The 23,542-nt window shown below is 63.5% G+C and carries 20 protein-coding genes; 7 read left to right on the forward strand and 13 right to left on the reverse strand.

Annotation, left to right across the window (positions count from 1 at the left end; genetic code table 11):
* Positions 1-46 precede the first annotated feature (46 nt).
* The 8 genes from radA to ACWGTO_RS23050 form a co-directional block, all read right to left on the reverse strand.
* The gene (radA, locus tag ACWGTO_RS23015) at positions 47-1,465 is read right to left on the reverse strand and encodes a DNA repair protein RadA (RefSeq protein WP_454577094.1); all 1,419 of its coding nucleotides are present in this window, start codon (positions 1,463-1,465) and stop codon (positions 47-49) included.
* A 230-nt stretch (positions 1,466-1,695) separates the two neighbouring features.
* The gene (locus tag ACWGTO_RS23020) at positions 1,696-3,186 is read right to left on the reverse strand and encodes a replicative DNA helicase (protein WP_454577095.1); all 1,491 of its coding nucleotides are present in this window, start codon (positions 3,184-3,186) and stop codon (positions 1,696-1,698) included.
* A 215-nt stretch (positions 3,187-3,401) separates the two neighbouring features.
* Positions 3,402-4,379, reverse strand: coding sequence for a small ribosomal subunit Rsm22 family protein (locus tag ACWGTO_RS23025; protein ID WP_454577096.1), 978 nt, complete (start codon positions 4,377-4,379; stop codon positions 3,402-3,404).
* Between the two features lie 163 nt (positions 4,380-4,542).
* A complete protein-coding gene (locus ACWGTO_RS23030; RefSeq protein WP_454577097.1) occupies positions 4,543-5,892 on the reverse strand; it encodes a class I SAM-dependent methyltransferase in 1,350 nt (449 codons plus the stop codon).
* 176 nt (positions 5,893-6,068) lie between these two features.
* Positions 6,069-6,653, reverse strand: a complete 585-nt coding sequence (gene rplI / locus ACWGTO_RS23035; protein ID WP_181059027.1) for a 50S ribosomal protein L9 — start codon at positions 6,651-6,653, stop codon at positions 6,069-6,071.
* A 268-nt stretch (positions 6,654-6,921) separates the two neighbouring features.
* Entirely contained in the window at positions 6,922-7,170 is a 249-nt protein-coding gene (gene rpsR, locus ACWGTO_RS23040) for a 30S ribosomal protein S18 (protein ID WP_006203718.1), read from the reverse strand.
* The gene (gene rpsF, locus ACWGTO_RS23045; protein ID WP_112560792.1) at positions 7,170-7,670 is read right to left on the reverse strand and encodes a 30S ribosomal protein S6; all 501 of its coding nucleotides are present in this window, start codon (positions 7,668-7,670) and stop codon (positions 7,170-7,172) included. Before rpsF ends, rpsR begins: the two co-directional genes overlap by 1 nt.
* Before the next feature lie 447 nt (positions 7,671-8,117).
* Positions 8,118-10,046, reverse strand: a complete 1,929-nt coding sequence (locus ACWGTO_RS23050) for an LTA synthase family protein (RefSeq protein WP_454577098.1) — start codon at positions 10,044-10,046, stop codon at positions 8,118-8,120.
* A gap of 280 nt (positions 10,047-10,326) precedes the next feature.
* On the opposite strand from ACWGTO_RS23050, the gene fabD reads away from it, so the two are divergent.
* The 7 genes from fabD (at position 10,327) to gmk (ending at position 17,114) form a co-directional block, all read left to right on the forward strand.
* A complete protein-coding gene (fabD, locus tag ACWGTO_RS23055; protein ID WP_454577099.1) occupies positions 10,327-11,274 on the forward strand; it encodes an ACP S-malonyltransferase in 948 nt (315 codons plus the stop codon).
* Positions 11,275-11,333: 59 nt separating this feature from the next.
* Positions 11,334-12,071: a 3-oxoacyl-[acyl-carrier-protein] reductase gene (gene fabG / locus ACWGTO_RS23060; protein ID WP_454577100.1), complete on the forward strand. Its 738-nt coding sequence runs from the start codon at positions 11,334-11,336 to the stop codon at positions 12,069-12,071.
* 220 nt (positions 12,072-12,291) lie between these two features.
* Positions 12,292-12,528, forward strand: a complete 237-nt coding sequence (locus tag ACWGTO_RS23065; protein WP_006203723.1) for an acyl carrier protein — start codon at positions 12,292-12,294, stop codon at positions 12,526-12,528.
* 34 nt (positions 12,529-12,562) lie between these two features.
* Positions 12,563-13,825 carry a beta-ketoacyl-ACP synthase II gene (gene fabF, locus ACWGTO_RS23070; RefSeq protein WP_454577101.1) on the forward strand — a complete coding sequence of 421 codons (1,263 nt, stop codon included), beginning with the start codon at positions 12,563-12,565 and terminating at the stop codon, positions 13,823-13,825.
* Between the two features lie 201 nt (positions 13,826-14,026).
* On the forward strand, positions 14,027-15,286 hold the full coding sequence (gene mltG / locus ACWGTO_RS23075) for an endolytic transglycosylase MltG (RefSeq protein ID WP_454577102.1): 1,260 nt from the start codon (positions 14,027-14,029) through the stop codon (positions 15,284-15,286).
* Between the two features lie 256 nt (positions 15,287-15,542).
* Entirely contained in the window at positions 15,543-16,433 is an 891-nt protein-coding gene (locus ACWGTO_RS23080; RefSeq protein WP_454577103.1) for a YicC/YloC family endoribonuclease, read from the forward strand.
* A gap of 6 nt (positions 16,434-16,439) precedes the next feature.
* A complete protein-coding gene (gene gmk / locus ACWGTO_RS23085) occupies positions 16,440-17,114 on the forward strand; it encodes a guanylate kinase (RefSeq protein WP_454577104.1) in 675 nt (224 codons plus the stop codon).
* A gap of 37 nt (positions 17,115-17,151) precedes the next feature.
* On the opposite strand, the gene rsmA is transcribed toward gmk, so the two are convergent.
* The 5 genes from rsmA to lptG all read right to left on the reverse strand — a co-directional run bounded on the left by rsmA (position 17,152) and on the right by lptG (position 23,540).
* Positions 17,152-17,991: a 16S rRNA (adenine(1518)-N(6)/adenine(1519)-N(6))-dimethyltransferase RsmA gene (gene rsmA, locus ACWGTO_RS23090; RefSeq protein WP_454577105.1), complete on the reverse strand. Its 840-nt coding sequence runs from the start codon at positions 17,989-17,991 to the stop codon at positions 17,152-17,154.
* A complete protein-coding gene (gene pdxA / locus ACWGTO_RS23095) occupies positions 17,988-19,016 on the reverse strand; it encodes a 4-hydroxythreonine-4-phosphate dehydrogenase PdxA (RefSeq protein ID WP_454577106.1) in 1,029 nt (342 codons plus the stop codon). Before pdxA ends, rsmA begins: the two co-directional genes overlap by 4 nt.
* Before the next feature lie 13 nt (positions 19,017-19,029).
* The gene (locus ACWGTO_RS23100) at positions 19,030-19,956 is read right to left on the reverse strand and encodes a peptidylprolyl isomerase (protein ID WP_454577107.1); all 927 of its coding nucleotides are present in this window, start codon (positions 19,954-19,956) and stop codon (positions 19,030-19,032) included.
* A 75-nt stretch (positions 19,957-20,031) separates the two neighbouring features.
* Positions 20,032-22,362: an LPS-assembly protein LptD gene (locus tag ACWGTO_RS23105; RefSeq protein ID WP_454577108.1), complete on the reverse strand. Its 2,331-nt coding sequence runs from the start codon at positions 22,360-22,362 to the stop codon at positions 20,032-20,034.
* Between the two features lie 95 nt (positions 22,363-22,457).
* Positions 22,458-23,540: an LPS export ABC transporter permease LptG gene (gene lptG, locus ACWGTO_RS23110; protein WP_454577109.1), complete on the reverse strand. Its 1,083-nt coding sequence runs from the start codon at positions 23,538-23,540 to the stop codon at positions 22,458-22,460.
* Between the last annotated feature and the right edge of the window lie 2 nt (positions 23,541-23,542).

A 23,542-nucleotide genomic window follows, 5' to 3' on the forward strand; every position in this document is an offset into this window, starting at 1 on the left:
TGTTCGCCCCACTCCGATTGTCTTTTCACGGCTCGGGCGAGCCGCGTCATTCTTCCTCGTCGACACGGCTGCGCCGTGAGCCGGCTATGCGCGCCACCAGATCGGCAAGTTCGGTCGGCTGGAAAGCGCCGGCCCCGATCCCGCCAGGACCAGTGCCATTGGCAACCTCCTCGCTGCCCAAGGGCAGAACCGCACTTCCAAAACCCAGCTTTTCGGCCTCTTTAAGGCGCTGTTGCGCATGCGCAACCGGCCTCACTGCGCCCGACAGGCTGATTTCGCCGAAATAGACGCAATCGGCGGGAAGGGCAAGACCGGTGAGCGATGAAACCAGTGCAGCGGCAACCGCCAGGTCGGCAGCCGGCTCGGAAATCCGGTAGCCGCCGGCGACGTTGAGATAGACATCGTGGGTGCCGAACCGGACGCCGCAATGGGCTTCGAGCACCGCCAAAATCATCGACAGCCGTGCGCCGTCCCAACCGACGACGGCGCGGCGCGGCGTGCCCAGCGAGGACGGCGCCACCAGTGCCTGGATCTCGACCAGCACCGGCCGCGTGCCTTCCATCCCGGCGAAAACCGCGGCACCCGGTGACTTTGCATGGCGTTCGCCAAGGAACAGCTCGGAGGGATTGGCGACTTCGCGCAGTCCCTTGTCCGACATTTCAAAGACGCCGATCTCGTCGGTCGGCCCGAAACGGTTCTTCACCGTGCGCAGGATGCGGTAATGGTGGCCGCCTTCGCCTTCGAAATAGAGCACGGCGTCGACCATGTGCTCGACGACGCGCGGGCCGGCGATCTGGCCTTCCTTGGTGACATGGCCGACCAGCACGATGGCAGCGCCGGTGGATTTGGCATAGCGGATCATCGCCTGGGCGGCGGCGCGCACTTGCGTGACCGTGCCGGGCGCCGAATCGGCAAGGTCGGTCCACAGCGTCTGGATGGAATCCAGGATGACGAGGTCCGGCCGCCTGCCGTCGGCGATTGTCGCCAGGATATCCTCGACATTGGTTTCGGCGGCGAGTTCGACCGCTGTGTCGGCGACGCCAAGCCGCTGCGCCCGCAGCCGGATCTGGGCGACGGCCTCTTCACCCGAGACATAGACGATGCGATGGCCTTTTGACGCGAGCGCTGCTGCGGCCTGGGTCAAAAGCGTCGACTTGCCGATGCCGGGGTCGCCGCCGACCAGCAGCGCCGAACCGCGCACGAACCCGCCGCCGGTGGCGCGGTCGAGCTCGCCAATGCCCGAAACGATCCGCGGCGCGTCCTCGATGTCGCCGGACAGGCTGGTGAGCACCACGGCGCGGCCCTTGCGGGCATTGCGCGTGTTTGCCGGGCCCGAGCCGATGCCGCCCGACGTGCCTTCCTCGACCAGTGTATTCCACTCGCCGCAGGCATCGCATTTGCCGGCCCAGCGTTGGTGCACCGATCCGCAATTCTGACAGATGAACTGGACGCGGGATTTAGCCATGGTGGGATGCCGTGCGCAAAAGACCGAAGGCTGGCGATCCTGCACACCCCCCTCTGTCCTGCCGGACATCTCCCCCGCAAGGGGGGAGATTGGCTGTCATCGATGCTTTCGCCAACCGCGCCCGTCGCAAGACAGACGCCGCCCTCAAAGCTGCCGATCTCCCCCCTTGCGGGGGAGATGGCCGGCAGGCCAGAGGGGGGTGTGACGGGACGCTGACGTAGGCCAAAAAGCTACTCAAACCTCTCCGCAATATGGTGCTCTTCGGCGAGGTCGGAAAACCGCGTGAACTCGCCCTGGAAGGCGAGGCTGACCGAACCTGTCGGGCCGTGGCGCTGCTTGGCGACGATGACTTCGGCCTTGCCGCGCATTTCGTTCATCTCGTGTTCCCACTTGATGTATTCGTCGGTGCCGGGCTTGGGTTCGCGGTTCTTCAGATAATATTCCTCGCGATAGACGAAAATCACCACGTCGGCGTCCTGCTCGATCGAACCGGACTCGCGAAGGTCGGAGAGCTGCGGACGCTTGTCTTCGCGGCTTTCGACCTGACGCGACAGCTGCGACAGCGCGATGATCGGCACGGAAAGTTCCTTGGCCAGCGCCTTCAGGCCGGTGGTGATCTCGGTAATTTCCTGGACGCGGTTCTGCGAGGCCTTGGCGCTGGAACCCTGCATCAGCTGGATATAGTCGATGACGATGAGGTCGAGGCCACGCTGGCGCTTCAGCCGGCGTGCGCGCGCCGAAAGCTGCGCGATCGAGATGCCGCCGGTCTGGTCGATGAACAGCGGGATCTTCTGCATGGTCTGCGAGCAGGCGACCAGCTTTTCGAAATCCATCTCCGAAATCTCACCACGGCGGATCTTTGACGACGAAATTTCGGTCTGCTCGGAAATGATGCGGGTGGCGAGCTGCTCAGACGACATTTCCAGCGAGAAGAAGCCGACGACGCCGCCATTGGCGGCCTTGAACGAGCCGTCGGCCTGCTGCGCCGGCACATACATTTCGGCGATGTTGAAGGCGATGTTGGTGGCGAGCGATGTCTTGCCCATGCCCGGACGGCCGGCAATGATGATCAGATCCGACGCCTGCAGGCCACCCATGCGGCGGTCGAGATCGCGCATGCCTGTGGCGAGGCCTGACAGGTGGCCGTCGCGCATATAGGCGGCGTTGGCCATGTCGACGGCGGTCTTGACGGCGTCGGTGAAGCTCTCGAAGCCGCCATCGTAGCGGCCGGTTTCGGCCAGTTCGAACAGCCGCCGCTCGGCATCCTCGATCTGCTCGGACGGCGCCATGTCGACCGGCGCGTCATAGGCGATGTTGACCATGTCCTCGCCGACGGTGATCAGCGCGCGGCGCGTCGCGAGGTCGTAGATGGCACGGCCATAGTCGGTGGCGTTGACGACGGTGACGGCCTCGACCGCCAGACGGACCACATATTGCGCCACCGTCATGTCGCCCACCTTCTCGTCGGCCGGCAGGAAGGTTTTCAGCGTGATCGGCGTCGCCACCTTGCCCATGCGGATGAGCTCGGCCGCGACCTCGAAGATTTTCCGGTGCAGCGGCTCATAGAAATGGCCGGCCTTGAGGAAGTCGGAGACGCGGTAGAAGGCATCGTTGTTGACGAGGATGGCGCCGAGCAGCGCCTGCTCGGCCTCGATGTTGTTCGGCGCCTCACGATAAAGCGGTTGCTCCGCGACGCCGAATTTTCGTGCTGCCTCAGCCATGATGTCCCCGATTTCGATCCCGGCTTCTCGATACCAGAACGCGAAAGATCCGGTGCTGACTTATATGCATCAGTTGCGTTCAATCGGCGTTGATGCCCGCTGTCCACAGGGGCGGCAAACCGTCCACAGGACAGAATTCCCGTGCTCTGATTCCGATTGACTCGCAATGCTGATTGTATTGGTCCGACAGGAACGAAGCAAGAACAATCTCGGTGCTATCCGATTCTTCCATCCAATGTGTCGCCCCAGTCGAGCCGCCGCGCTGCCTTGAACAGCTCGCCGTCGCGCTTGGTGAAAAACGTCTCGCCTGCGCTGCCGTCCGGCCGGCACAATTTGAGCAGCACCTTGCCGGAGCCGGCTTTCGGCGGTGCAATGATGCGCGGCTGATGTGCAGGCGCTGGCTGCCGCGACGCTGCGACGTAGACGAACTTCTCGTCCTCCCACGGTACATCGGCATCCTTGGCCAGGCGGTGCAGCCGCGAGCGGGCGACGCGGCGGGAAAAATGGCACCAGTCGGGCGGCTCAAGCGGGCAGGGCGCATCGTGCGGGCAAGGCGCCAGCACATGCGCACCGGCCTCCAGCAATCGCCGGCGCACGGCAAGAATTCGCTGCCAGCCGGCCGGCGTTCCCGGCTCGACAATCAGCAGCGTATCGCCGGTTAGTTGCCAGAGCCGGTCGGTCAGCTTGGCTAACGATGCCGGCGCGATCTCGTCCAGCACATAGGCGCAGGTGACGAGGTCGGCGGGCCGGAGGTCGGCAAGGTCGATGGTCACATCGCCGGCGCGCCAGTCCGTCCTGGCGGCGATGGTATCAAGAGCCAGCGACTGGCCCACCTTGCGCACCGCGGCGCTGGCTTCAATCAGCACTGCCTGTTCGAGATCGGGCCACAGGCCCGTGGTGGCCCAAAGCACCGTGCCCGGGCCCGCGCCGACATCGAGCAGGGTTTTTGGTTGGAAATCGGGCCGCGCATCGGCAAGCGAATCGAGGCTGGCGCGCACGGCGGCATAGGTCGCCGGCAGCCGCGTCGCCAGATAGGCCTTCACCGCCATCTCCTCGGCCATGTGCAGGCGGCCATCGCGCAGTTCGGCGCGGTAGCGGTCCGACAGCGTCTTCGCCGCCTGGCGCAGCGCCGGCAGCGGTATCGTTTCGAGCAGGCGCTCGACGCCTTGTCTGAGCGGTGGGGGCAGTTCCACGCTCACGCTCCGCGCGGCGCGAACAGGATGACCGGGGCGCCGGCGATCCCGGCCACGGCGGCTGCGATAGTGAGGATAAAGTTCATGAAAAAGGTCTCGCGAAAACGAGACCTTTTTCAGTGCCGGAGCCGGCAATGGCAAGCGGCAATGCGCAATCGAGGCGTTATTCCCGATCCGACACCTTGCGGCGACGTGCCGGTTTGGCGGCAGCGGACCTGACAGCAACGGACTTGGCGGCGACAGACCTGGCAACGGCAGGCTTGGCGGCTGCCGTTTCGTGGCGATGTCCCATATCGCGCATTTCCAGCGCCTTCTCGCATTTGGCCATGTAGTCGCGCGTCACCGGCAGCGTGTCGTTCTTCTTGGCGATCTGGATCTGGAAGATCACCAGATCCTGCCAGCGGAAGGCGGCTTCCGAGGCGGCGAGATAGAACTCCCACATGCGGCAGAAGCGCTCGTCATAGATCGCCTTGGCCTTGTCGCGGTTGGCGGCAAAGCGCTGGCCCCAATGTTTCAGCGTGTCGGCATAATGTAGCCTCAGCATCTCTATGTCGGTGACGACGAGGCCGGATTTCTCGATTGCCGGCATCACCTCCGAAAGCGCCGGGATGTAGCCGCCAGGGAAGATGTATTTGCGGACGAAGGCGCTGGTCGCCCATGGCACGCCGGTGCGGCCGATCGTGTGGAGCAGCATGACGCCGTCGGGTTTCAGCAGCGTCGCCGCCTTGTCGAAGAAGGTGCGGTAGTGGTTGACGCCGACATGCTCGAACATGCCGACCGAAACAATACGGTCGAAGCGCTCATTGAGCTCGCGGTAGTCCTTCAGGTCGAAATGCACCCGGTCCTGCAGGCCCAGCGCATGGGCCCGGTCCGTGGCGACGCCGTGCTGCTCGGTCGACAGGGTCACGCCCTGCACGTCGACATCGAAGGTCTTGGCGAGGTAAAGGCCAAGGCCGCCCCAGCCCGAGCCGATATCGAGCACGGTCTGGCCGGCCTTCAGCCTGAGCTTGGCGGCGATGTGGCGCTTCTTGGCGGCCTGCGCTTCGTCAAGCGTCATGTCCGGCTGCTCGAAATAGGCGCACGAATATTGCATGTCCTCGTCGAGGAAAAGCCGGTAGAGGTCGCCCGACAGGTCATAGTGGCGCTGTACGTTGCGGCGCGAGCGCGAGGCGGTGTTGATCTGCTGCAGGCGGCGGAAGGCATGGCGCAGGCCCTCGATCGCCTTCGACCAGGTGGCGTCGATGCCGCCGCTGCCCATATTCTGGAAGGCGATACGCATGACGCCCAGCACGCCCCCCTCGAGGACATCGAGTTCGCCGTCCATGTAGGCTTCCGGCACGGCCAGCATCGGATCGAAGGTGATGGCGCGCTCGGCATGCCTGGTCTTGATGTGCATGTGCACGGGTTCGCCGCTGCCGTCGCCGAAAACCACGGTCAAGCCCTTCGGCCCGGTGACTTTGAGATTGCCCGTGCGCACCAGGCGGTCGAAAACGCGCTTCAACAGAATATTCATACCAAATGTCCCCTCACGGTCAGACTGGCTGTCTAATTCTGCCTCAATATATAGGGGCTCGAAAAGTTCCATTTGGCACAAAAATGCCCGGGCGAGACGCCCGGGCATTGGTCCACAAAGGCTGGATGACGACAATGTGATCGGGAGCGCCGCTCCCCTCGCTTGTCGTTAGGCGATCAAGCGTTGTCTTCGCCGCCTTCGAACTCGGTGTTCGGGTCGAAGAAGTTCTCCGGCCGCGCATTGTCGTTGATGTCGTCGCCATAGATGGCTTCGGCGGTGGTCAGCGTCTCGCCCTTGGCCTGACGCTCGGCTTCCTCGGCCGTGCGGGCGATGTTGAGGCTGATGGTGACCTCGACTTCCGGATGCAGCGCGATCGCCACATTGGTGACACCGATGGTCTTGATCGGCTGGTTGAGCTGGATCTGGTTGCGGTTGACCGAGAAACCTTCAGCCGTCAGCAGGTCGGCGATATCGCGGGTCGACACCGAACCGTAGAGCTGGCCGGTCTCGCCGGCCGAACGCACGGCGATGAAGCTCTTGCCGTCGAGCTTTTCGGCAACCTGAGAGGCTTCCGACTTGCGCTCGAGGTTACGAGCTTCGAGCTGGGCGCGCTGGCCCTCGAACTTCTTCTTGTTGGCCTCGTTGGCGCGCAGCGCCTTGCCCTGCGGCAAGAGGAAGTTGCGGGCAAAGCCGTCCTTGACCTTGACGGTATCGCCCATCTGGCCGAGGCGGGAAACGCGTTCGAGAAGAATAACTTGCATGGTCTTGTTCCTTCGTCTGGGCACCAACCGCGGGATCGGCGCCGAATTGAATGGAACAGGTCAGGAAGCTCGGGCGCCATGGCGCCGGTGTCGCTGTCCTGCCTGTCGCGGCAGTTAGAGGCTTTTCACCTCAACTCGGGATTTCAATGCATGTCGCCCAAAAGTGGTCCCGGTTTTGGGACAACGACATGCATCATCAAGGTTATCCCTGCGGCGCCCGTCGCCGTGGGAGAAGAGAGAGCAGGCGGCGAACCGCCTGCTCGAAGTCTTAGCGAACCACGTAGGGCAGCAGGCCGAGGAAGCGGGCGCGCTTGATCGCCTTGGCGAGTTCGCGCTGCTTCTTCTGGCTGACGGCGGTGATGCGCGACGGCACGATCTTGCCGCGTTCGGAGATGTAGCGCTGCAGGAGACGCACGTCCTTGTAGTCGATCTTGGGCGCGTTGGCGCCGGAGAACGGGCAGGTCTTGCGGCGGCGATGGAACGGGCGCCGGGTCGGGATCTGATTGATGTCGACCATTATTCTGCACCCCCTTCAACGCCTTCGCGCGGACGGCGCGGACCACGATCGCCACCGGCGTCGCCAAATGAGCGCGGCGGACGATCGCCACGGTCGCCGCGATCACGGTCGCCGAACGAGCGCGGACCACGATCGCCACGGTCGCGGTCGCCGAAGCCGCCGCGTTCCGAGCGCTCTTCGCGCTTCTGCATCATGGCCGACGGGCCTTCCTCATGCGCCTCGACCTTGACGGTCAGGAAACGCAGCACGTCTTCGGACAGACCCATCTGGCGCTCCATCTCGTTGAGCGCCGCCGGCGGGCAGGTGAGGTCCATAAGCGTGTAGTAAGCCTTCCGGTTCTTGTTGACCCGGTAGGTGAGGGACTTCAGTCCCCAGTTCTCGACCCGGCCGACGGACCCGCCGTTTGCGGAGATGACGCCCTTGTACTGTTCGACAAGCGCATCGACCTGCTGCTGCGAGAGGTCCTGCCGGGCAAGGAACACATGTTCGTATAGAGCCATAGTGGTTCAGTGCCTTTCTTCTTTTCTCTCCCGGATCCTCGCGGCAAAAGCCTCTGCAACTTCTCTGACCCGTTGGTCCCAAAAGGGGCGGGGAAGAAAGGAGCATTTCGAGACGGTCGAGAGCGGAGACACGGGAGGCGGAAGCGCTTCTGGCTTCACACGAAGGTTTTGGGTAAAACCTCCGGCCCTCCGTTCAGCCCCCAGCAAGGACCGGCAGATTGCGGGCGTCTATACAGCAATTTGGCTGGAAGGCAAGGGCAGGGCACCGGCGGTGTCGTAGGCAGATGAGTTGTCCGGATTTGGTAGCACGTGAGTTGTCCGGTTTTTATCGCCAGCCAATGGAGGCTGGGGATGACACGGACAGCATGGCTACAGGGCCGGAGAATGGGACGTGTTGAACCGCTGGGAAGGCGGCAATTGAGCGTCCGGTCAGCTCGCCCCGTCTATTCAACTTGTATGGGCGACGACCTTGTCCACCGTTTCGGGGAAGAAGTCGGGCGCGGCCTTACGCTTGCCGAACATCATGTCGTACTGGATCAGGCGGAAATCGTTGATCGCCGGATCGGTGTCCTTCTGCCGCGCCCAGTCGGGCGTCGCTTCGCCTGACGGCGTCAGCAGAAGGTTGCGGTCGACGACGCGATAGCGTTCGCGCAGCGCGCCGAGGAACCCGGTGTAGTAAGGGTGCGTGATCCCGGCCGTCGTCAGGATGTGGTAGGGCAGGAAGGCCGGGCTGACTGCGCCCATGTCCTGCGCCGGACCGGTGCGGTTCGACCAGATGATCAGCGGCGTCTGGTGGTGCTCCAGTGCGGCCTCCGGCGTAGCCTCCCTGCGAGGCGCGACATTGTCTTTCAGGAAGCCGGTCTCGACATAGACGGGGCCGAGCGGCGGCAGATGGTCGCCGAAGAAGGCGATGACCGTCGGCCGCTCGCGCTTCTTCGCCCATTCGATCAGCCGCTCGAGGCCACGGTCGGCATCGGCCGAACCCTCGGCATAGCTGAGCAGCGATTCCCGCGCCCATGTGCTGATCGGTGCCGCGACCTTGTGGGTCGGATTGTAATAGCGGTACGGCTCGTAGGGGCCGTGGTTCTGCAGGCTGACGGCGAAGAAGAACACCGGATCTTCGCTGGCGTCGGCCTCTGCGATGATCTCGTCGGTCATTGCCGCGTCGGAGGCCAGCGGCCCGCGCTTTTGCAACGGCGGCAGCGTCTCTTCCGAGCGGAAATCGTTGAAGCCGAAATCGGCATAGACCGCGCCCCGGTTCCAGAACCAGTTGGTGCCGGGATGGATGGCGCGCGCGCGGTAGCCTTCGCTTTTCAGGAAGGTCGCGAGCGACGGCGTCGGCGTGCGCACATATTGCTGATAGGGGATCGAGCCCGCCGGCAGGAAGGCATTGGAAAAGCCCGTCAGCGCCTCGAATTCGATGTTGGCGGTCATGCCGCCGAATTCCGGCGAGAACATATAGCCCGAGCGCAAAGCCCGCACATTGGGGATGGGGTCGGGCGTGATGGTGACGCCGGGCAGCTTGGTCGGATCCCAGAAGGATTCGCTCATGACGATGATGATGTCGGGTTTCTCATCCGGCACCGAGGCTGTCACATCCGGCCTGTCTATCGCGTCGATTGCCTTGTCGGAGTAACCGGCCGGTGCGGAGACATGCGCCATCGGCACGTTGAGCGCGAAAGCCAGGGCAAAGCCGTTGGAGGCGTAGTTCTCCTTCTGGTCCCACATGATCGGGATGATCTGCAGCCGGTCGCGGGTCCACGAGAAGGTGGCGTAGTCCATGATCGAGACGAAGAAGGCGAGCAGCGGCACTGCCAGCGTCAACCGCGCCAGCCGCCCCTTGCGGCTGAGGATCGGCACTTTGCGGCGCCATAGCCGCCAGCCATAGATCAGCAACGACAGTCCGGCGACGATGCCGACCGCCATGGCGAGCGCCGTCCAGGGGCGCTCGCGCACCAGCAGCGGCATCAATGCCATGATCTGGCGCGAATAGAGGAAATCGGTCGGGTAGAGCGGATCGCCGAGATAATGCGACTTCTGGTGCCCGACAAAGGCCAGCGCCAGCGTCAGCGGCGCCACGATCATCAGGCTCTGGTGGCTGCGGCCGAGCACGGCGTCCAGTCCGATCAGCACCAGCGCAAAGACGATGATGGTGGTCCAGCCCGGCTTGAAGGGCTGCAGGAAGAAGTCGACCGTGCCGAAGAAATCGCCGCGTACGATCCATTCGATGGCGAACACCAGGACGGCGGAGGCAAGCAGAGTGGCCAGACCGTAGCGGATGACAGGCCATCTGCGCCCCGGCAGGTAGCCGGTGGACGGATCGTCTTCCAAGAACTGTGGCGCGGGTACGGCCGCGCCCTTCCTGATCCTTGCCACGTCTTTTCCCCCGGCCCAAGCAACGCGTTTTTCCACTCGCGTCACCGTTCTGTCATAGAACTGTCATCCAAATGCTAGCGCCTGTGGCGGAAATAAGAAGAGCCAGCAAACGATTCGTGAGCGGTTTTCATCAGGAGTGATCGGCAAAAAGCCTGTCGGAACAGGGACTCGGGGGCTGGCTTCCGTCTCGACCAACGGCCGAAATGCCGCCAACGGGCTTGACTTGGCGGTCCGCCTTGCGTCACAGGCAGGGAAAAATCAGCCGCTGGAGAGAGCCCAAATGGCCGTTGCATTCACCTTTCCGGGACAGGGCAGCCAGGCTGTCGGCATGGGCAGGGACCTCGCCGACGCCTTCCCCGAGGCGCGCAGGGTCTTCGAGGAAGTCGATGATGCGCTGGGTGAAAAGCTGTCGAAACTGATCTGGGAAGGCCCGGAAGAGACGCTGACCCTGACCGCCAATGCCCAGCCGGCGCTGATGGCCGTGTCGCTGGCGGCGGTGCGGGCTCTTGAAGCGCGCGGCTTTTCGTTGAAGGACAAGGTTGCCTACGTCGCCGGCCATTCGCTCGGCGAGTACTCGGCCCTTGCGGCCGCCGGCTTCGTCTCGGTCGCCGATGCGGCCCGGCTGCTGCGCATTCGCGGCAATGCCATGCAGGCGGCGGTGCCGGCCGGCGAGGGCGCCATGGCGGCAATTATCGGCCTGGAACAGCCCGATGTCGAAGCCGCTTGTACTGAAGCCGCAGCCGGGTCCGGCAAGGTCTGCCAGATCGCCAACGACAATGGCGGTGGGCAGCTGGTGATCTCCGGTGCGAAGGCAGCGGTGGAACTCGCCGCGAAACTGTGCACCGAAAAGGGTGCCAAGCGGGCGCTGATGCTGCAGGTCTCCGCGCCCTTCCATTCGGCGCTGATGGCGCCGGCGGCCAATGTCATGCGCGAGGCGCTGGCTGGGGTGACCAGGAATGCACCGGTGGTGCCCGTCGTCTCCAACGTCACCGTGACCCCGACCAGCGAGCCCGACGAGATCGCGCGCCGCCTGGTCGAGCAGATCACCGGCCGCGTGCGCTGGCGCGAAACGGTTGAGTGGTTTGGCGCTAACGGCGTCGCAACCCTTTACGAGATCGGCGCCGGCAAGGTGCTGTCTGGCCTGGCGCGGCGTATCAACCGCGACATCGCCACATCGGCCATAGGCACGCCGGCCGATGTCGAAGCGGCGCTGGCGACATTGGGCTGACAGGCTGGCGATTTGGCGGCACCTGTGCAAAGGGTGCGCTCTGAGATCAGGAGATAACAATGTTTGAACTGACCGGCCGCAAGGCGCTCGTCACCGGCGCATCAGGGGGCATTGGCGAAGCGATTGCCCGGGTGCTGCATGCGCAAGGTGCCATTGTCGGCCTGCACGGCACCCGCGTCGAGAAGCTTGAGGCTCTGGCCGGCGAGCTTGGCGACCGTGTAAAACTGTTCCCCGCCGACCTGACAAACCGTGACGCGGTCAAGGCACTTGGCCAGAAGGCGGAAGCCGAGCTCGAAGGCGTCGATATCCTGGTCAACAATGCCGGCATCACCAAGGACGGCCTGTTCGTGCGCATGTCGGATGCCGATTGGGACAGCGTGCTTGAGGTCAACCTGACCGCCGTGTTCCGGCTGACCCGTGAACTCACCCATCCGATGATGCGCCGCCGCCATGGCCGCATCATCAACATCACCTCGGTTGTCGGCGTCACCGGCAATCCCGGCCAGACCAATTACTGCGCCTCCAAGGCCGGCATGATCGGCTTTTCCAAGTCGCTGGCGCAGGAGATCGCCACCCGCAACATCACCGTCAACTGCGTCGCCCCGGGCTTCATCGAATCGGCCATGACCGACAAGCTCAACGACAAGCAGAAAGATGCGATCATGGCCGCGATCCCGACGCGCCGCATGGGCACCAGTGTTGAAGTGGCGTCTGCCGTCGCCTATCTCGCCTCCAACGAAGCCGCCTACGTCACCGGCCAGACCATCCACGTCAACGGTGGCATGGCGATGATTTGACGGGATATGGCCGGTTATAAGAAGACACGGCCGGCTTGTGAAAAGAGACCATTTCGCCTTGGACCTTAGCCAATTTTCGTGTAATGCGGCCCGCAACCCGGCGGTTCGGGCAAAAACCGGTCCGGCACCATTGCGTTTCCGGCAGGACCATCTTTCAACTTGATTAGCGGCATTCTGCCCGCTAACGAAGACAGACAAACAAAAGACGAGGATGCCCCAAATGAGTGACACCGCAGAGCGCGTCAAGAAGATCGTCATCGAACATCTTGGCGTCGATGCCGACAAGGTGACGGAGCAGGCGAGCTTCATCGATGATCTGGGCGCGGACAGCCTCGACACGGTCGAACTCGTCATGGCGTTCGAAGAAGAGTTCGGCGTCGAGATTCCGGACGATGCGGCCGAGACCATCCTGACCGTCGGCGATGCCGTGAAGTACATCGACAAGGCTTCGGCCTGAGGCTATCCGCAGTCATCACCGGGGAGGACCTGCGATGAGGCGTGTCGTCGTCACGGGCCTTGGCCTGGTTTCGCCATTCGGCATGGGCTTCGAGCACAGCTGGAAGGAACTTCTGACCGGCCGCAGCGCTGCCAAGCGCGTCACCGAGTTTGAAGTGGAAGATCTTGCCTGCAAGATCGCCCACGTCATTCCCCGCGGTGACGGCACCAACGGCACGCTTAATCCCGAAGCCGTGCTTGAGCCCAAGGAACTGCGCAAGATCGGCGACTTCATCCTTTACGGGATTGCGGCCGCCGACGAAGCGCTGAAGGATTCCGGCTGGGAGCCCGGCACCGAAGCCGAGCGTTGCGCCACCGGCGTCATGATCGGCTCCGGCATTGGCGGCCTCGAGGGCATAGCCGAGAATGCGCTGATCCTGCACGAGCGCGGCCCGCGCCGCATCAGCCCGTTCTTCATTCCCGGAAACATAATCAATCTGGTGTCTGGCCAGGTGTCGATAAGGCACGGGCTGAAAGGCCCTAACCACGCCGTCGTCACCGCCTGCTCGACCGGCGCGCACGCCATCGGCGATGCCGCCCGGCTGATCATCTTCGGCGATGCCGACGTGATGCTGGCCGGCGGCGCGGAAGCGCCGGTGACCAGGCTCTCGCTTGCCGGCTTCGCCGCTTGCCGGGCATTGTCCACCGACCGCAACGACACGCCTGAAAAGGCCTCGCGTCCCTATGACCGCGACCGTGACGGCTTCGTCATGGGCGAGGGCGCCGGCGTCGTCGTGCTGGAAGAACTCGAACACGCCAAGGCGCGTGGCGCAAAGATCTACGCCGAGGTCACCGGCTATGGCCTGACCGGCGATGCCTATCACATCACCGCGCCTGCCGAAGACGGCGACGGCGCCTTCCGCTGCATGACGGCGGCGCTGAACCGGGCCAAGCTGACGCCTGCCGACATCGACTACATCAATGCGCACGGCACCTCGACCATGGCTGATACGATCGAGCTCGGCGCCGTCGAGCGGCTGGTCGGCAATGCCGCCTCGAAGATCTCGATGTCGTCGACCAAGTCGTCGATCGGCCATCTCCTGGGGGCAGCGGGGGCCGCTGAGGCGATCTTCTCGATCCTCGCCATCCGCGACAACATCGCGCCCGCCACCATCAATCTAGACAACCCGGAACGCGAAACCGCGATCGATCTGGTGGCAAACACGCCACGGCCCCGCCAGATCGACGTGGCATTGTCCAACTCCTTCGGCTTTGGCGGCACCAACGCTTCGCTGGTCTTCCAGCGTTATATCGGCTGATTGCGTTATCGACCGGCGCGCCAGCGGTCTGTCGTCAATTTTGCCATATTCGAGCCTACTCTGCCGCTGGGGATTCGACGCATCGGCCTGAAACCGAAGGCGCTTTTTTAGAAGCACGATGCGTAGGCTTGAAATGTTAGGGCACGCTGTGCGTCCAACCGGACGCATGGTCGCTCTAAGAGATCAGATGGTAGGGCGCTTATGAACACCAATCCGGGCGGCAGCGGACAATTCGGACAAAACCAGAAGACCGGCCCGATCGTGCCGAAGACTGCGGCCGAGGCCTTGCGGCCTGAAGCAGGCACACCGCCGCCGAAGCGCTCTCGCGCCTCGCGCAGCCAGGTCGTCGTGTTCATGAACTTCGTCATCTCCGCGGTGATGTTGATGATCCTCGCCGCCGGCGTTTCGCTCTATTTCGGCAAGCAGGCCTTCAACGAACCGGGCCCATCGGTCGCTGGCGACACCTTTCTGGTCAAGCCCAGCACCGGCGTCCAGGATATCGCCGACCAGCTCGAACGGCGTGGGTTGATCAGCGACGCCCGCATCTTCCGCATCGGCGTGCGCGTCTATGGCAATGACTCGGCGCTGAAGGCCGGCGAATACGAGGTCAAGCCGCGCGCCTCCATGCGCGATATCATGGAGCTTCTGAAGAGCGGCAAGTCGGTGATGTATTCGCTGACCATTCCCGAGGGGCTGACGGTCGAGCAGGCGCTGCAGCGCGTTGCCGAGCAGGATGCGCTGACCGGGGACATGCCGGCAACCAAGCCGGCCGAGGGAAGCCTTGCCACCGATACGTTGCGCTTTACCCGCGGCGCCACGCGCCAGCAGATGGTCGACAAGCTGCTCGCCGACCAGAAGAAGCTGGTCGACGAGGTCTGGCAGCGGCGCGCGCCCGACCTGCCTCTGGCCAATGTCGACGACTTCGTCACCTTGGCCTCGATCGTCGAAAAGGAAACCGGCCGGGGCGACGAGCGCTCGCGCGTTGCCGCCGTCTTCCTCAACCGTCTGGCCAAGGGCATGCGGCTGCAATCGGATCCGACCATCATTTACGGCCTGTTCGGTGGCAAGGGCAAACCCGCCGACCGGCCGATCTACCAGTCGGACATCGAAAAGCAGACGCCTTACAACACCTATCTGATCAACGGCCTGCCGCCGACGCCGATCGCCAATCCCGGCCGCGCCGCACTCGAAGCCGTCGCCAACCCGTCGAAGACCGACGATCTCTACTTCGTCGCTGACGGCACCGGCGGCCATGTCTTTGCCACGACGCTTGCCGAGCACAATGAGAACGTTGCCCGCTATCGGGCGCTGCAGAAAAAGCAGGTCGAAGACGCCGCAAAGGGCGCCAAGACCCCAGGCCAGACCGATGCGCCGGCAGATGGCGATGACAGCGGTGACGCCAGTGGCGATGCCGGCGGCGACAGCGGGGACACCGGCGGCGATGCGGGTGCCGCCCAGTAGCAGATCGGCGCTTTTTGACAGATTGACCTTACGCGCTGCAGACACAGGCGACGCGCTACTGCTTTGAACGCGCGGCGCGTTTCGAAGCGCCTTCGGCCCTGATCCGAGACGTCTGCAGATTTCCGCACTGCGAGATCAAAACGACAGCGGAAATCAACACCTTGCCGGTATTGCGATTCTGACATTCGCGCTGCCCGTGATATCGAACGCCAGCAGGATTTCAGAATCGGAACATCAGGAAGACACGAGCCGCATCATGAATTTGCAGAGCATGACCGGATTTGCACGCGCCGTCGGCGAGCACGACGGCGCCTCGATCGCCTGGGAGGTCAAGTCGGTCAACGGCAAGAGCGTCGAGGTCAGGCTGCGGCTGCCGCAAGGCTTTGAGCGGCTCGAGCCGGCGGTCCGGCAGACGCTGCAGAAGCGCTTCGCGCGCGGCAATTTCCAGGCGACCCTGACCGTCGGCCGTGCCGCCGGTCAGCAAGGACAACCGGTGGTCAACGAAGTCTTCCTCAGGGATCTGGCCGGGTTGGCCAAGCGGTTGCAGGACCAGTTCGGTGTTGCCCCGGCGACCGCCGACGGTCTGCTTTCCCTGCGCGGCGTGCTGGATATACCTGAAAGCAGTGAAACCGAGGAGGTGCGCGCAGCGCTCGACGCGGCAATCCTGTCAGCGCTCGAAACGGCGCTTACCGGTCTCGAGCAGGCGCGCCAAAGCGAGGGTGAAGCGCTACGCTCCCTGCTTTCCGGTCACATCGACGGCATCGAGGCGCTGACGCTCAAGGCCGAGGCCGACCCGTCGCGCGACCCGGCGGCAATCCGCGAGCGGATCGCCGAACAGGTGCGGCTGCTGATGGATGCGTCGGCCAATCTCGATGCCGGCCGGCTGCACATGGAAGCCGCGTTCCTGGCCACCAAGGCCGACATCCGCGAAGAAATCGACCGGCTGAAGACACATGTGGCGTCGGGCCGGGTGCTGTTGGCAAATGGCGGCGCCATCGGCCGCAAGCTCGATTTTCTGGCGCAGGAATTCAACCGCGAATCGAATACTCTGTGCTCGAAGTCGAACGCCGCCACTGTCACCGCCATCGGGCTGGAGCTCAAGGCGGTGGTCGACCAGTTTCGCGAACAGGTCCAGAATCTGGAGTAACCCAAAATGGGTGCCAAGGAGCCGATGGTTGCCAGGGATCTGGGGTCGCGCATTCGCCGACGCGGGCTGATGTTGGTCCTGTCGTCGCCGTCCGGCGCGGGCAAGTCGACGATCGCGCGCAACCTGCTGGAAAGCGATGGCAGCCTGGAACTGTCGGTCTCGGTCACAACCAGGCCACGCCGTGGCTCGGAGATCGAAGGCGTCCACTACCACTTCCGCACCATGCGCGAATTCGAGCGGCTGCGCGATTCCGACGCGCTGCTCGAATGGGCCGAGGTGCATGGCAATTGCTATGCGACACCGCGTGAGCCGGCCGAACTGGCGTTGGCGCAAGGGCGCGACATGCTGTTTGACATCGACTGGCAAGGCGCCCAGCAGCTCAAGGAGAAGATGCGCGCCGACATTGTCTCGATCTTCATCCTGCCGCCGTCGATGAAGGAATTGAAGGCGCGGCTGAAGCGCCGCGCCGAGGACCAGGAACAGGTGATCGAGACCAGGCTGAAGAACGCCCGCAACGAGATCGAGCACTGGAAGGAATATGACTTCGTCATCGTCAACGACGATCTCGACCGCGCCTTCGCCGAAGTGCGCGGCATAGTCACTGCCGAGCGGCTGCGACGGGATAGGCGGCCGGGACTGTTCGATTTCGTCTCGGGGCTGCTGGACGAGAAAACGCAGTAGGGTTTCTCCTTCTCGCCGTTCACGGGGAGAAGGAAAGCTACACCGCGTTCGTCAGCCGCACGAATTCCTCGACGCTGAGCGTCTCTGCGCGCCTTGTCGGATCTATGTCGGCACGCATCAGCAAGGCTTCGCCGCCGAGGCTCTTCACGCTCTGCCGCAGCATCTTTCGACGCTGGCCGAAAGCGGCTTCGGTGACGCGGCCGAGTTTTTTCACGTCCGTCGCCAGCGGACTGGCGCGCGGCACCAGATTCACCACCGAGGACGTCACCTTGGGCGGCGGCGTGAAAGCTTGCGGCGGCACGTCGAAGACGATCCTGGCTTCGGTCCGCCAACCGGCCAGAACGCCGAGCCGGCCATAGGCATGGCTGCCGGCGCCGGCGACGATGCGCTCGGCCACTTCGCGCTGGAACATCAGCGTCATCGATTGATAGACAGGCGGCCAGTCCGCTACGGTCAGCCAGCGGATCAGAAGCTCGGTGCCGATATTGTAGGGCAGGTTGGCGGCAATCCTCACCGGACCGCCGCCTTGCGACGCGGCATTGGCAAGAGCGGCAAAATCCGTCTTCAGCGCGTCGCCGCTGATCACTTCGAGCCGGCCCGGATAATGGTTGGAGACCTCGGCAAGCGCCGCCAGGCAGCGTTCGTCGCGTTCGATGGCAACGACGCGCTTTGCACCGGCAAGCAGCAGCGCCCGGGTCAGCCCGCCGGGGCCGGGGCCGACCTCGATCACGATGCTGTCGGAGAGGTCGCCGGCGGCGCGCGCGATCTTGCCGGTCAGATTGAGGTCGAGCAGGAAATTCTGGCCAAGCGCCTTCTTCGCCTGCAGCCCATGACGCTCGATCACCTCGCGCAGCGGCGGTAGCCCATCGATGCTCATGCGGCTGCGACCCTTGTGCCGGTATCGGCCAGCCGGTGGGCGAGCGCCAGCGCCGCGATCAGGCTGTCGGGACGTGCGATGCCCTTGCCGGCGATGTCGAAGGCAGTGCCGTGATCGGGCGACGTGCGGATGAACGGCAGGCCAAGCGTGACGTTGACCGCCTCGTCGAAGGCCAACGCCTTGGCCGGGATCAACGCCTGGTCGTGATACATGCAGATCGCCACGTCGTAGCCGGCGCGGGCGCGCGCATGAAACATCGTATCGGCTGGCAGCGGTCCGAAAGCGTCGATGCCTTGCGCGCGCAAGATGTCGACCGCCGGACGGATGATGCGCTCATCCTCCGTACCCATGGCGCCGCTTTCGCCGGCATGCGGATTGAGGCCGGCAAGCGCGAGCCTCGGCCTGGCGATGCCGAAGCGGCTTGCAAGATCGGCAGCGGTGATGCGCGAAGTCGCAACGATCAGCTCCGTTGTAAGCGCCTTCGGCACCTCGGCCAGCGCGATGTGGATGGTGACCGGAACGGTGCGCAATTCGGGGCCGGCCAGCAGCATCACCGGCGTCACCACGCCACCGGTGTGGAGAGAGGCAAGATGCGCCAGATATTCGGTGTGGCCGGGAAAGCCGAAGCCGGCATCGTAAAGCGGCTTCTTGGCGATCGGGCAGGTGACGACCGCGGCCGCATGGCCGGCGAGGCAGTCGGCGACGGCGCGGTCGATGGCCTCGATAATGCCGGTGGCGTTTGCCGGGTCGGGCCGGCCGGGATCGTCGGTGAAGCGGGCCGCCAGCGGTACCACGGGCAATGCGTGTTGAAAGGTATCGGCTGCTTGCGCCGGCAGCGTCTCCGCGATTGCCACCTCGGCGCCGAGCCGCCGCGCCCGCGCGGCAATCAGCGCCGGATCGGCGAGAAGATAGAAGGGCGCTGCCCCGGAACGGCGTGCCCTCTGCCAGGCGGCAATGGCGATTTCCGGTCCGACGCCGGACGGATCGCCGACGCTCAGCGCCAGCGGAAGCTCTGTCTCACGCACGGCCAGGCCGGTTTCAGCGCGTGACGATCTTGGCTTTCGCCTTCAGCTCCTCGACATATTTGGCCGAGAGTTCGTCGGCGTTCTTGTCGCCGGTGCTTTCGCTCTGGAACACCATCTGGGCAGCCTTGTCGTCGGAAACCTCGCGTGACGAGCAGATTCCGATGAATTCGATGCCGCGATCGGTCTCGCGCACGGCCGTGGCACCGCCCAGCTTGGTGGCCTTGATCTGTTCGGCCCAGTCCGGCGGCAGTTGCGGCGCCAGCACCCGGGGGAGATCGCGAACAGTGACGTCGATAAGACCCTTGGCGAATTCACGCGTGGTGGCGCAGCCGTTGAAGCGGGCCCGCATGGCCTCGGCCTCACGCTTGCGCTTGGCGAGTGTGGCGCTGCGCTCGGCCTTCGGCACCACGAAGATCACCTGCTGCAGCATGTACTCGGTGGCGCTCGGCTTGGCGCCGCCTTTTTCGAGCATGTGCTTGACCAGGTCCTGTTCGCTCGCCTGTCCGCCGCCGCTATAGCGTGCGCTCAGTGCCTGGTTCCACGCCATCTGGGCGCGGATGAATTCCTTGAAATGCTCCTTGGTTACGCCGGACTGCGTCATGACGCCGTCCAATTGCTTGAGCTGCATCTTGTTGTTCGAGGCAAAGCGCTGATAGGCGGCCTCGACCTGGGCGTCGGTGATGCGGATGCCGAGGCGCTTGGCCTCGGCCACGCGCAGGGCCTGGTCGATCATTTCCTTGCCTGCATCTCCCTTCTTGCGCTGCAGCTTCAGGAAGGCAGCCCGGTGCGCAATGTCGCCGGTGGTAATCGGCATGTTGTTGACGACATACTTGATTTCACTGGCGAAGGCCGGCGGCGCCATCAGGGTGACCGAGGCCGAGGTCGCCGCTATCAGGAGCGTGAATCCTGCCGAAAACAGGTATTTCCTCATCGAAAGCATCCCAATTCTAGCCCGGTTTTGGATGAGCGAATGCCGTGCCCGCTTTATGCGGCAAAACGATGTCGTCAGCCGGCTCTACTGGATGGAGTCGATCGAGCTTTGTGACGAACCGAAATCGCCGAGCGTGCGGAACGACAGGTTGAAGCCGACATTCTGCGACACTTCCTTGGTGATGAGGTCGCGCGATTCCGAGAACGTCATCAGATAGGTGAAGCAGGAATCATTGTAGGCAAAGCCGACGCCGTCCTTGACCAGCACACTTTGCTGCAGGTCGTAGGTGCCGGTGCCGAACACGCGCCAGTTTTCGGCCAGGTGCGTCGAGGCGCCGAGCGTCACTTCGTGGCGATCGGTGGTGAAACCGTAGAGCGGCTGCGCCTGGATGAAGGCGTATTTGGCGCTCAGCGAAACCGGCAGGCCGGAATAGGCAGCCTTCACCTCGGCACGGCGAACTTCGAAGCTCTGCTCGTCGAAGCGGCCGCTGAACGAACCCGAGAAGCCGCTCGGGCTGCTGAAGCCGATGAGGCCGACATAATCGGAGGTCTCAGTTTCCAATCCCGAATCGGCACCCGCATTGACCAGATCCGGGGAGTCGAACGAATTGCGGCCGCCCAGCTGGTAGGATTGGCCGAAGATGGCGTTTGTGCCCCAGCCATTGTCGTAGGCGCCGGAGTAGCGGAACCCGACATTGGCGCGGGTCCCGCCTTCGACGCGGTCGTAGCCGGAGAACTTGTCGCGCTCGAACAGCGTCGTTGCGTCAAAGACGAAGCTCTGCGCATCCTCGTTGGGAACGGCGAGCCCGCCGACATATTGCTCGTTCGGGCGCACGAAGACTTGCGCCATCGGCTCGACGATGTGGCTGGAGCCGATCATCGAAAACAGCACCGGCCAGCGCATTTCAAGTCCTGCGGTTGCCATGTACCGGGCAAACGAGGATCGCATGTCGTCGTCGACATTGATCCTGGGATCGGTCGCCATCTTGTTGATCTCGGCAAGGGAAGCCGACGAAGCGTTGAGGTAGTCGACGTCACCCTGCAGGGCCAGAAGCGGCGTCAGCTGCAATCCGCCGTCGGTGGTGAAGGTACGCTTCCACTCGGCCTCGGTGGTGAGGCGGCCGGATTCACCCTCGATGCCACGCACACGCTGGACGCCCGATGCCGGCGTATTGGGGGTGAAGTAGGCCTCGTCGAGGTCGTCGCGGCGGATGACCCGCGCATTGACGTTGAACGACAGTTGGCCGCCGGCCACCGACATGTCGGGAATGTAGGCATAATCGAGCGACGGCAGAACCCAGGGCTGCTTGTCGCTGCGCGCCGCAATGTTGCTGTCCAAGGTGTTTTCCTGAACCTGGAAGCGCATGGCCCGCACATCGAAATAATTGCGGTCGTTGAGGCCGGTCAGGTAGACCGAGGATTGGTGGACGTAATCGTTGTAGCCGTCGATCGTATAGGTGCGCGAGAAATTCTTGTCGCTCTGCAGCAGTATGTCCCAGCCGAAATCCCAGCGCGGATTGATGGCGAACTGGCCTTTGGTGCCCATCATGCCGCGGAACTTGTTGGGGTCGCCCGGTTCACCCGAATTAACGTTGTGCCCGAAATCGTCGATGAATTCGTCCGGATTCTCCTGACGGATGCCGGCGATCTTCAGCGTGTACTGGCCATTGTTGAAGCGCTGGCGCCACTCGGCCTCGCCGAGGAAACCCTGCTTGGTATAGCCGCTGCCGGTGACGGTGAGGTCGTAGGTCGGCGACAAAGCGAAATAGTAAGGGACTTTTACGCCGACGCCCAGATCGGTGTTGTAGGCAATGCTGGGGATCAGGAAGCCGCTTTTGCGCTTGACCGTCGGATCGGCGATCTCGAATGCCGGCAGATAGGCCAGCGGGAAGCCGAAGAATTCGAAATTCGCGTTCTCGAAGCGAACCGTCTTCTTTTCGCCGTTCCAGATGATCTTCCTGGCTTTGACCCGCCAGGTCGGCGCCTTGTCCGGCTTGTCCTCGCAAGGCTCGCAGGCCGTATAGACGCCATTGTGGAACGTTGTCAGCACGCCGCCCATGCGCTCGGCGCTTTCGGCGGCGAAATAGGCCTTTTCGGGTGTTTCGACGCGCAGCGCATTGACGAAACCGTCGGCGAAATCGTCGGTAATATCGATGTGCTGTGAGTTGATCTTGGTGCCGTCACTGTTGACGATCTCGACATTGCCGCTGGCGACGAGCCGCTTGGTGTTGCGATCATACACGACGCGCTGGGCGACGAGCTTGTTGCCGCCATAGTCGATCTGGACGCCGCCGATGGCGGTGACCGTCTGGTTGTCGTTGTTATAGACGAGCGTGTCGGCCGCCAACAGCATCTGGGTACCGGAGGGAACCTTCGTTGCCACGTCGGTGACGTCCTGCGCCAGCGCAGAAGTCATCGGCACACCGCAAGCGAGCAGGCATGCCAAGGCGCTCGCCGAATAAAGGCGCGCCAAACCGGCCTGCCTATGGCTGCGCAAAGCCACGTCCCTCACTAGCCGTCTTCCTTGTATAGCAGGAATGTCACCCCAAAGAACATAGCCACGACAACCGGAACCCACGCAGCCACGGGTGTGGGCACGAATCCCGCCACGCCGAATGCCTTAACCAATACCGAAACGACATAAAGCAGAAAGCCGGCGAGGACGCCACCCAGAATCATCGTTGCCGACTGCCCCATCCTCGCAAATCGCATTGAAACTGTTGCCGCAATCAGCGTCATGGCCACAAGCAGGAACGGTAACGCCACGAGCGAATCGAACTGCATGGCGAAGGCATTTGCCTTGAGGCCGAAGGAGCGGGCAACCTCAATCTTGCCGGGAAGCTCGTAAAACGGGATGGTTTCGGGGCGCGCCAGCCGTTCCTGCACGAACTCCGGCTTGAGGTTGGTCGGCAACTGGTCGGTCGCTTCCGAGCGGATGTTGCCGTCCTTGAACACCTTGACGTCCTGCAATTCCCAGTAGCCGTCGCGCAGGAAAGCCCGCACAGCGTCCTTGCGCTCGACGATATTGCCTTGCGGATCGAGAACGAAGAACACCGCGTCGGCCATCTCCAGGCCCTGGTTGAGGATGGCGCGGGCGCCGATGATGGTGTCACCGGAGCTGGTTTTCTGGCGGATCCACGGCGTGGCATCGGCCGCCACCGCGTTCGAATTGCCGGACCGCAGCTGGTTTTCCATCTGCTCCGACCAGGAAAAGCCGTGCGCCGCGATCGGATTGAGCACGCCGACCGACAGCGCGCCGAATAACAACGCACCGATGCAGCACGGCAACAGGAACTGCCAGGCCGAAACGCCGGCCGAACGCGCAATCACCAGCTCGTATTTGCGGTTGAGCGAGACCAGCGTCGCCATCGCCGAAAACAGGCCGACAAACGGAACCGTCTGCAGCATGATCATCGGCATCCTCAGCGCCGAGATGGCGACCGCCGTACCGTAGGTGAAGCCCGGCAGGCCTGTGATGCGGCCGGACAGTTCGGTGAAGTCGATCAGGAACACCAGCGCCAGAAGGCCGATAAAGAACCAGATCGTGATCGACACGTAGCGAAAGAAAAAGTAGCGGCCCAAGGTCCAGCCCATCG

The organism is Mesorhizobium sp. PL10 (assembly GCF_053714315.1).

Bases quoted from the DNA above. Each gene is read 5' to 3' on its own strand.
- fabF (WP_454577101.1), top strand. From the start codon at position 12,563: ATGAGGCGTGTCGTCGTCACGGGCCTTGGCCTGGTTTCGCCATTCGGC.
- mltG (WP_454577102.1), top strand. From the start codon at position 14,027: ATGAACACCAATCCGGGCGGCAGCGGACAATTCGGACAAAACCAGAAG.
- ACWGTO_RS23020 (WP_454577095.1), bottom strand. From the start codon at position 3,186: ATGGCTGAGGCAGCACGAAAATTCGGCGTCGCGGAGCAACCGCTTTAT.
- rsmA (WP_454577105.1), bottom strand. From the start codon at position 17,991: ATGAGCATCGATGGGCTACCGCCGCTGCGCGAGGTGATCGAGCGTCAT.
- ACWGTO_RS23100 (WP_454577107.1), bottom strand. From the start codon at position 19,956: ATGCTTTCGATGAGGAAATACCTGTTTTCGGCAGGATTCACGCTCCTG.
- fabG (WP_454577100.1), top strand. From the start codon at position 11,334: ATGTTTGAACTGACCGGCCGCAAGGCGCTCGTCACCGGCGCATCAGGG.
- radA (WP_454577094.1), bottom strand. From the start codon at position 1,465: ATGGCTAAATCCCGCGTCCAGTTCATCTGTCAGAATTGCGGATCGGTG.
- rpsR (WP_006203718.1), bottom strand. From the start codon at position 7,170: ATGGTCGACATCAATCAGATCCCGACCCGGCGCCCGTTCCATCGCCGC.
- lptG (WP_454577109.1), bottom strand. From the start codon at position 23,540: ATGGGCTGGACCTTGGGCCGCTACTTTTTCTTTCGCTACGTGTCGATC.
- gmk (WP_454577104.1), top strand. From the start codon at position 16,440: ATGGGTGCCAAGGAGCCGATGGTTGCCAGGGATCTGGGGTCGCGCATT.
- rpsF (WP_112560792.1), bottom strand. From the start codon at position 7,670: ATGGCTCTATACGAACATGTGTTCCTTGCCCGGCAGGACCTCTCGCAG.
- rplI (WP_181059027.1), bottom strand. From the start codon at position 6,653: ATGCAAGTTATTCTTCTCGAACGCGTTTCCCGCCTCGGCCAGATGGGC.
- ACWGTO_RS23030 (WP_454577097.1), bottom strand. From the start codon at position 5,892: ATGAATATTCTGTTGAAGCGCGTTTTCGACCGCCTGGTGCGCACGGGC.
- ACWGTO_RS23065 (WP_006203723.1), top strand. From the start codon at position 12,292: ATGAGTGACACCGCAGAGCGCGTCAAGAAGATCGTCATCGAACATCTT.
- ACWGTO_RS23105 (WP_454577108.1), bottom strand. From the start codon at position 22,362: ATGACTTCTGCGCTGGCGCAGGACGTCACCGACGTGGCAACGAAGGTT.
- ACWGTO_RS23080 (WP_454577103.1), top strand. From the start codon at position 15,543: ATGAATTTGCAGAGCATGACCGGATTTGCACGCGCCGTCGGCGAGCAC.
- fabD (WP_454577099.1), top strand. From the start codon at position 10,327: ATGGCCGTTGCATTCACCTTTCCGGGACAGGGCAGCCAGGCTGTCGGC.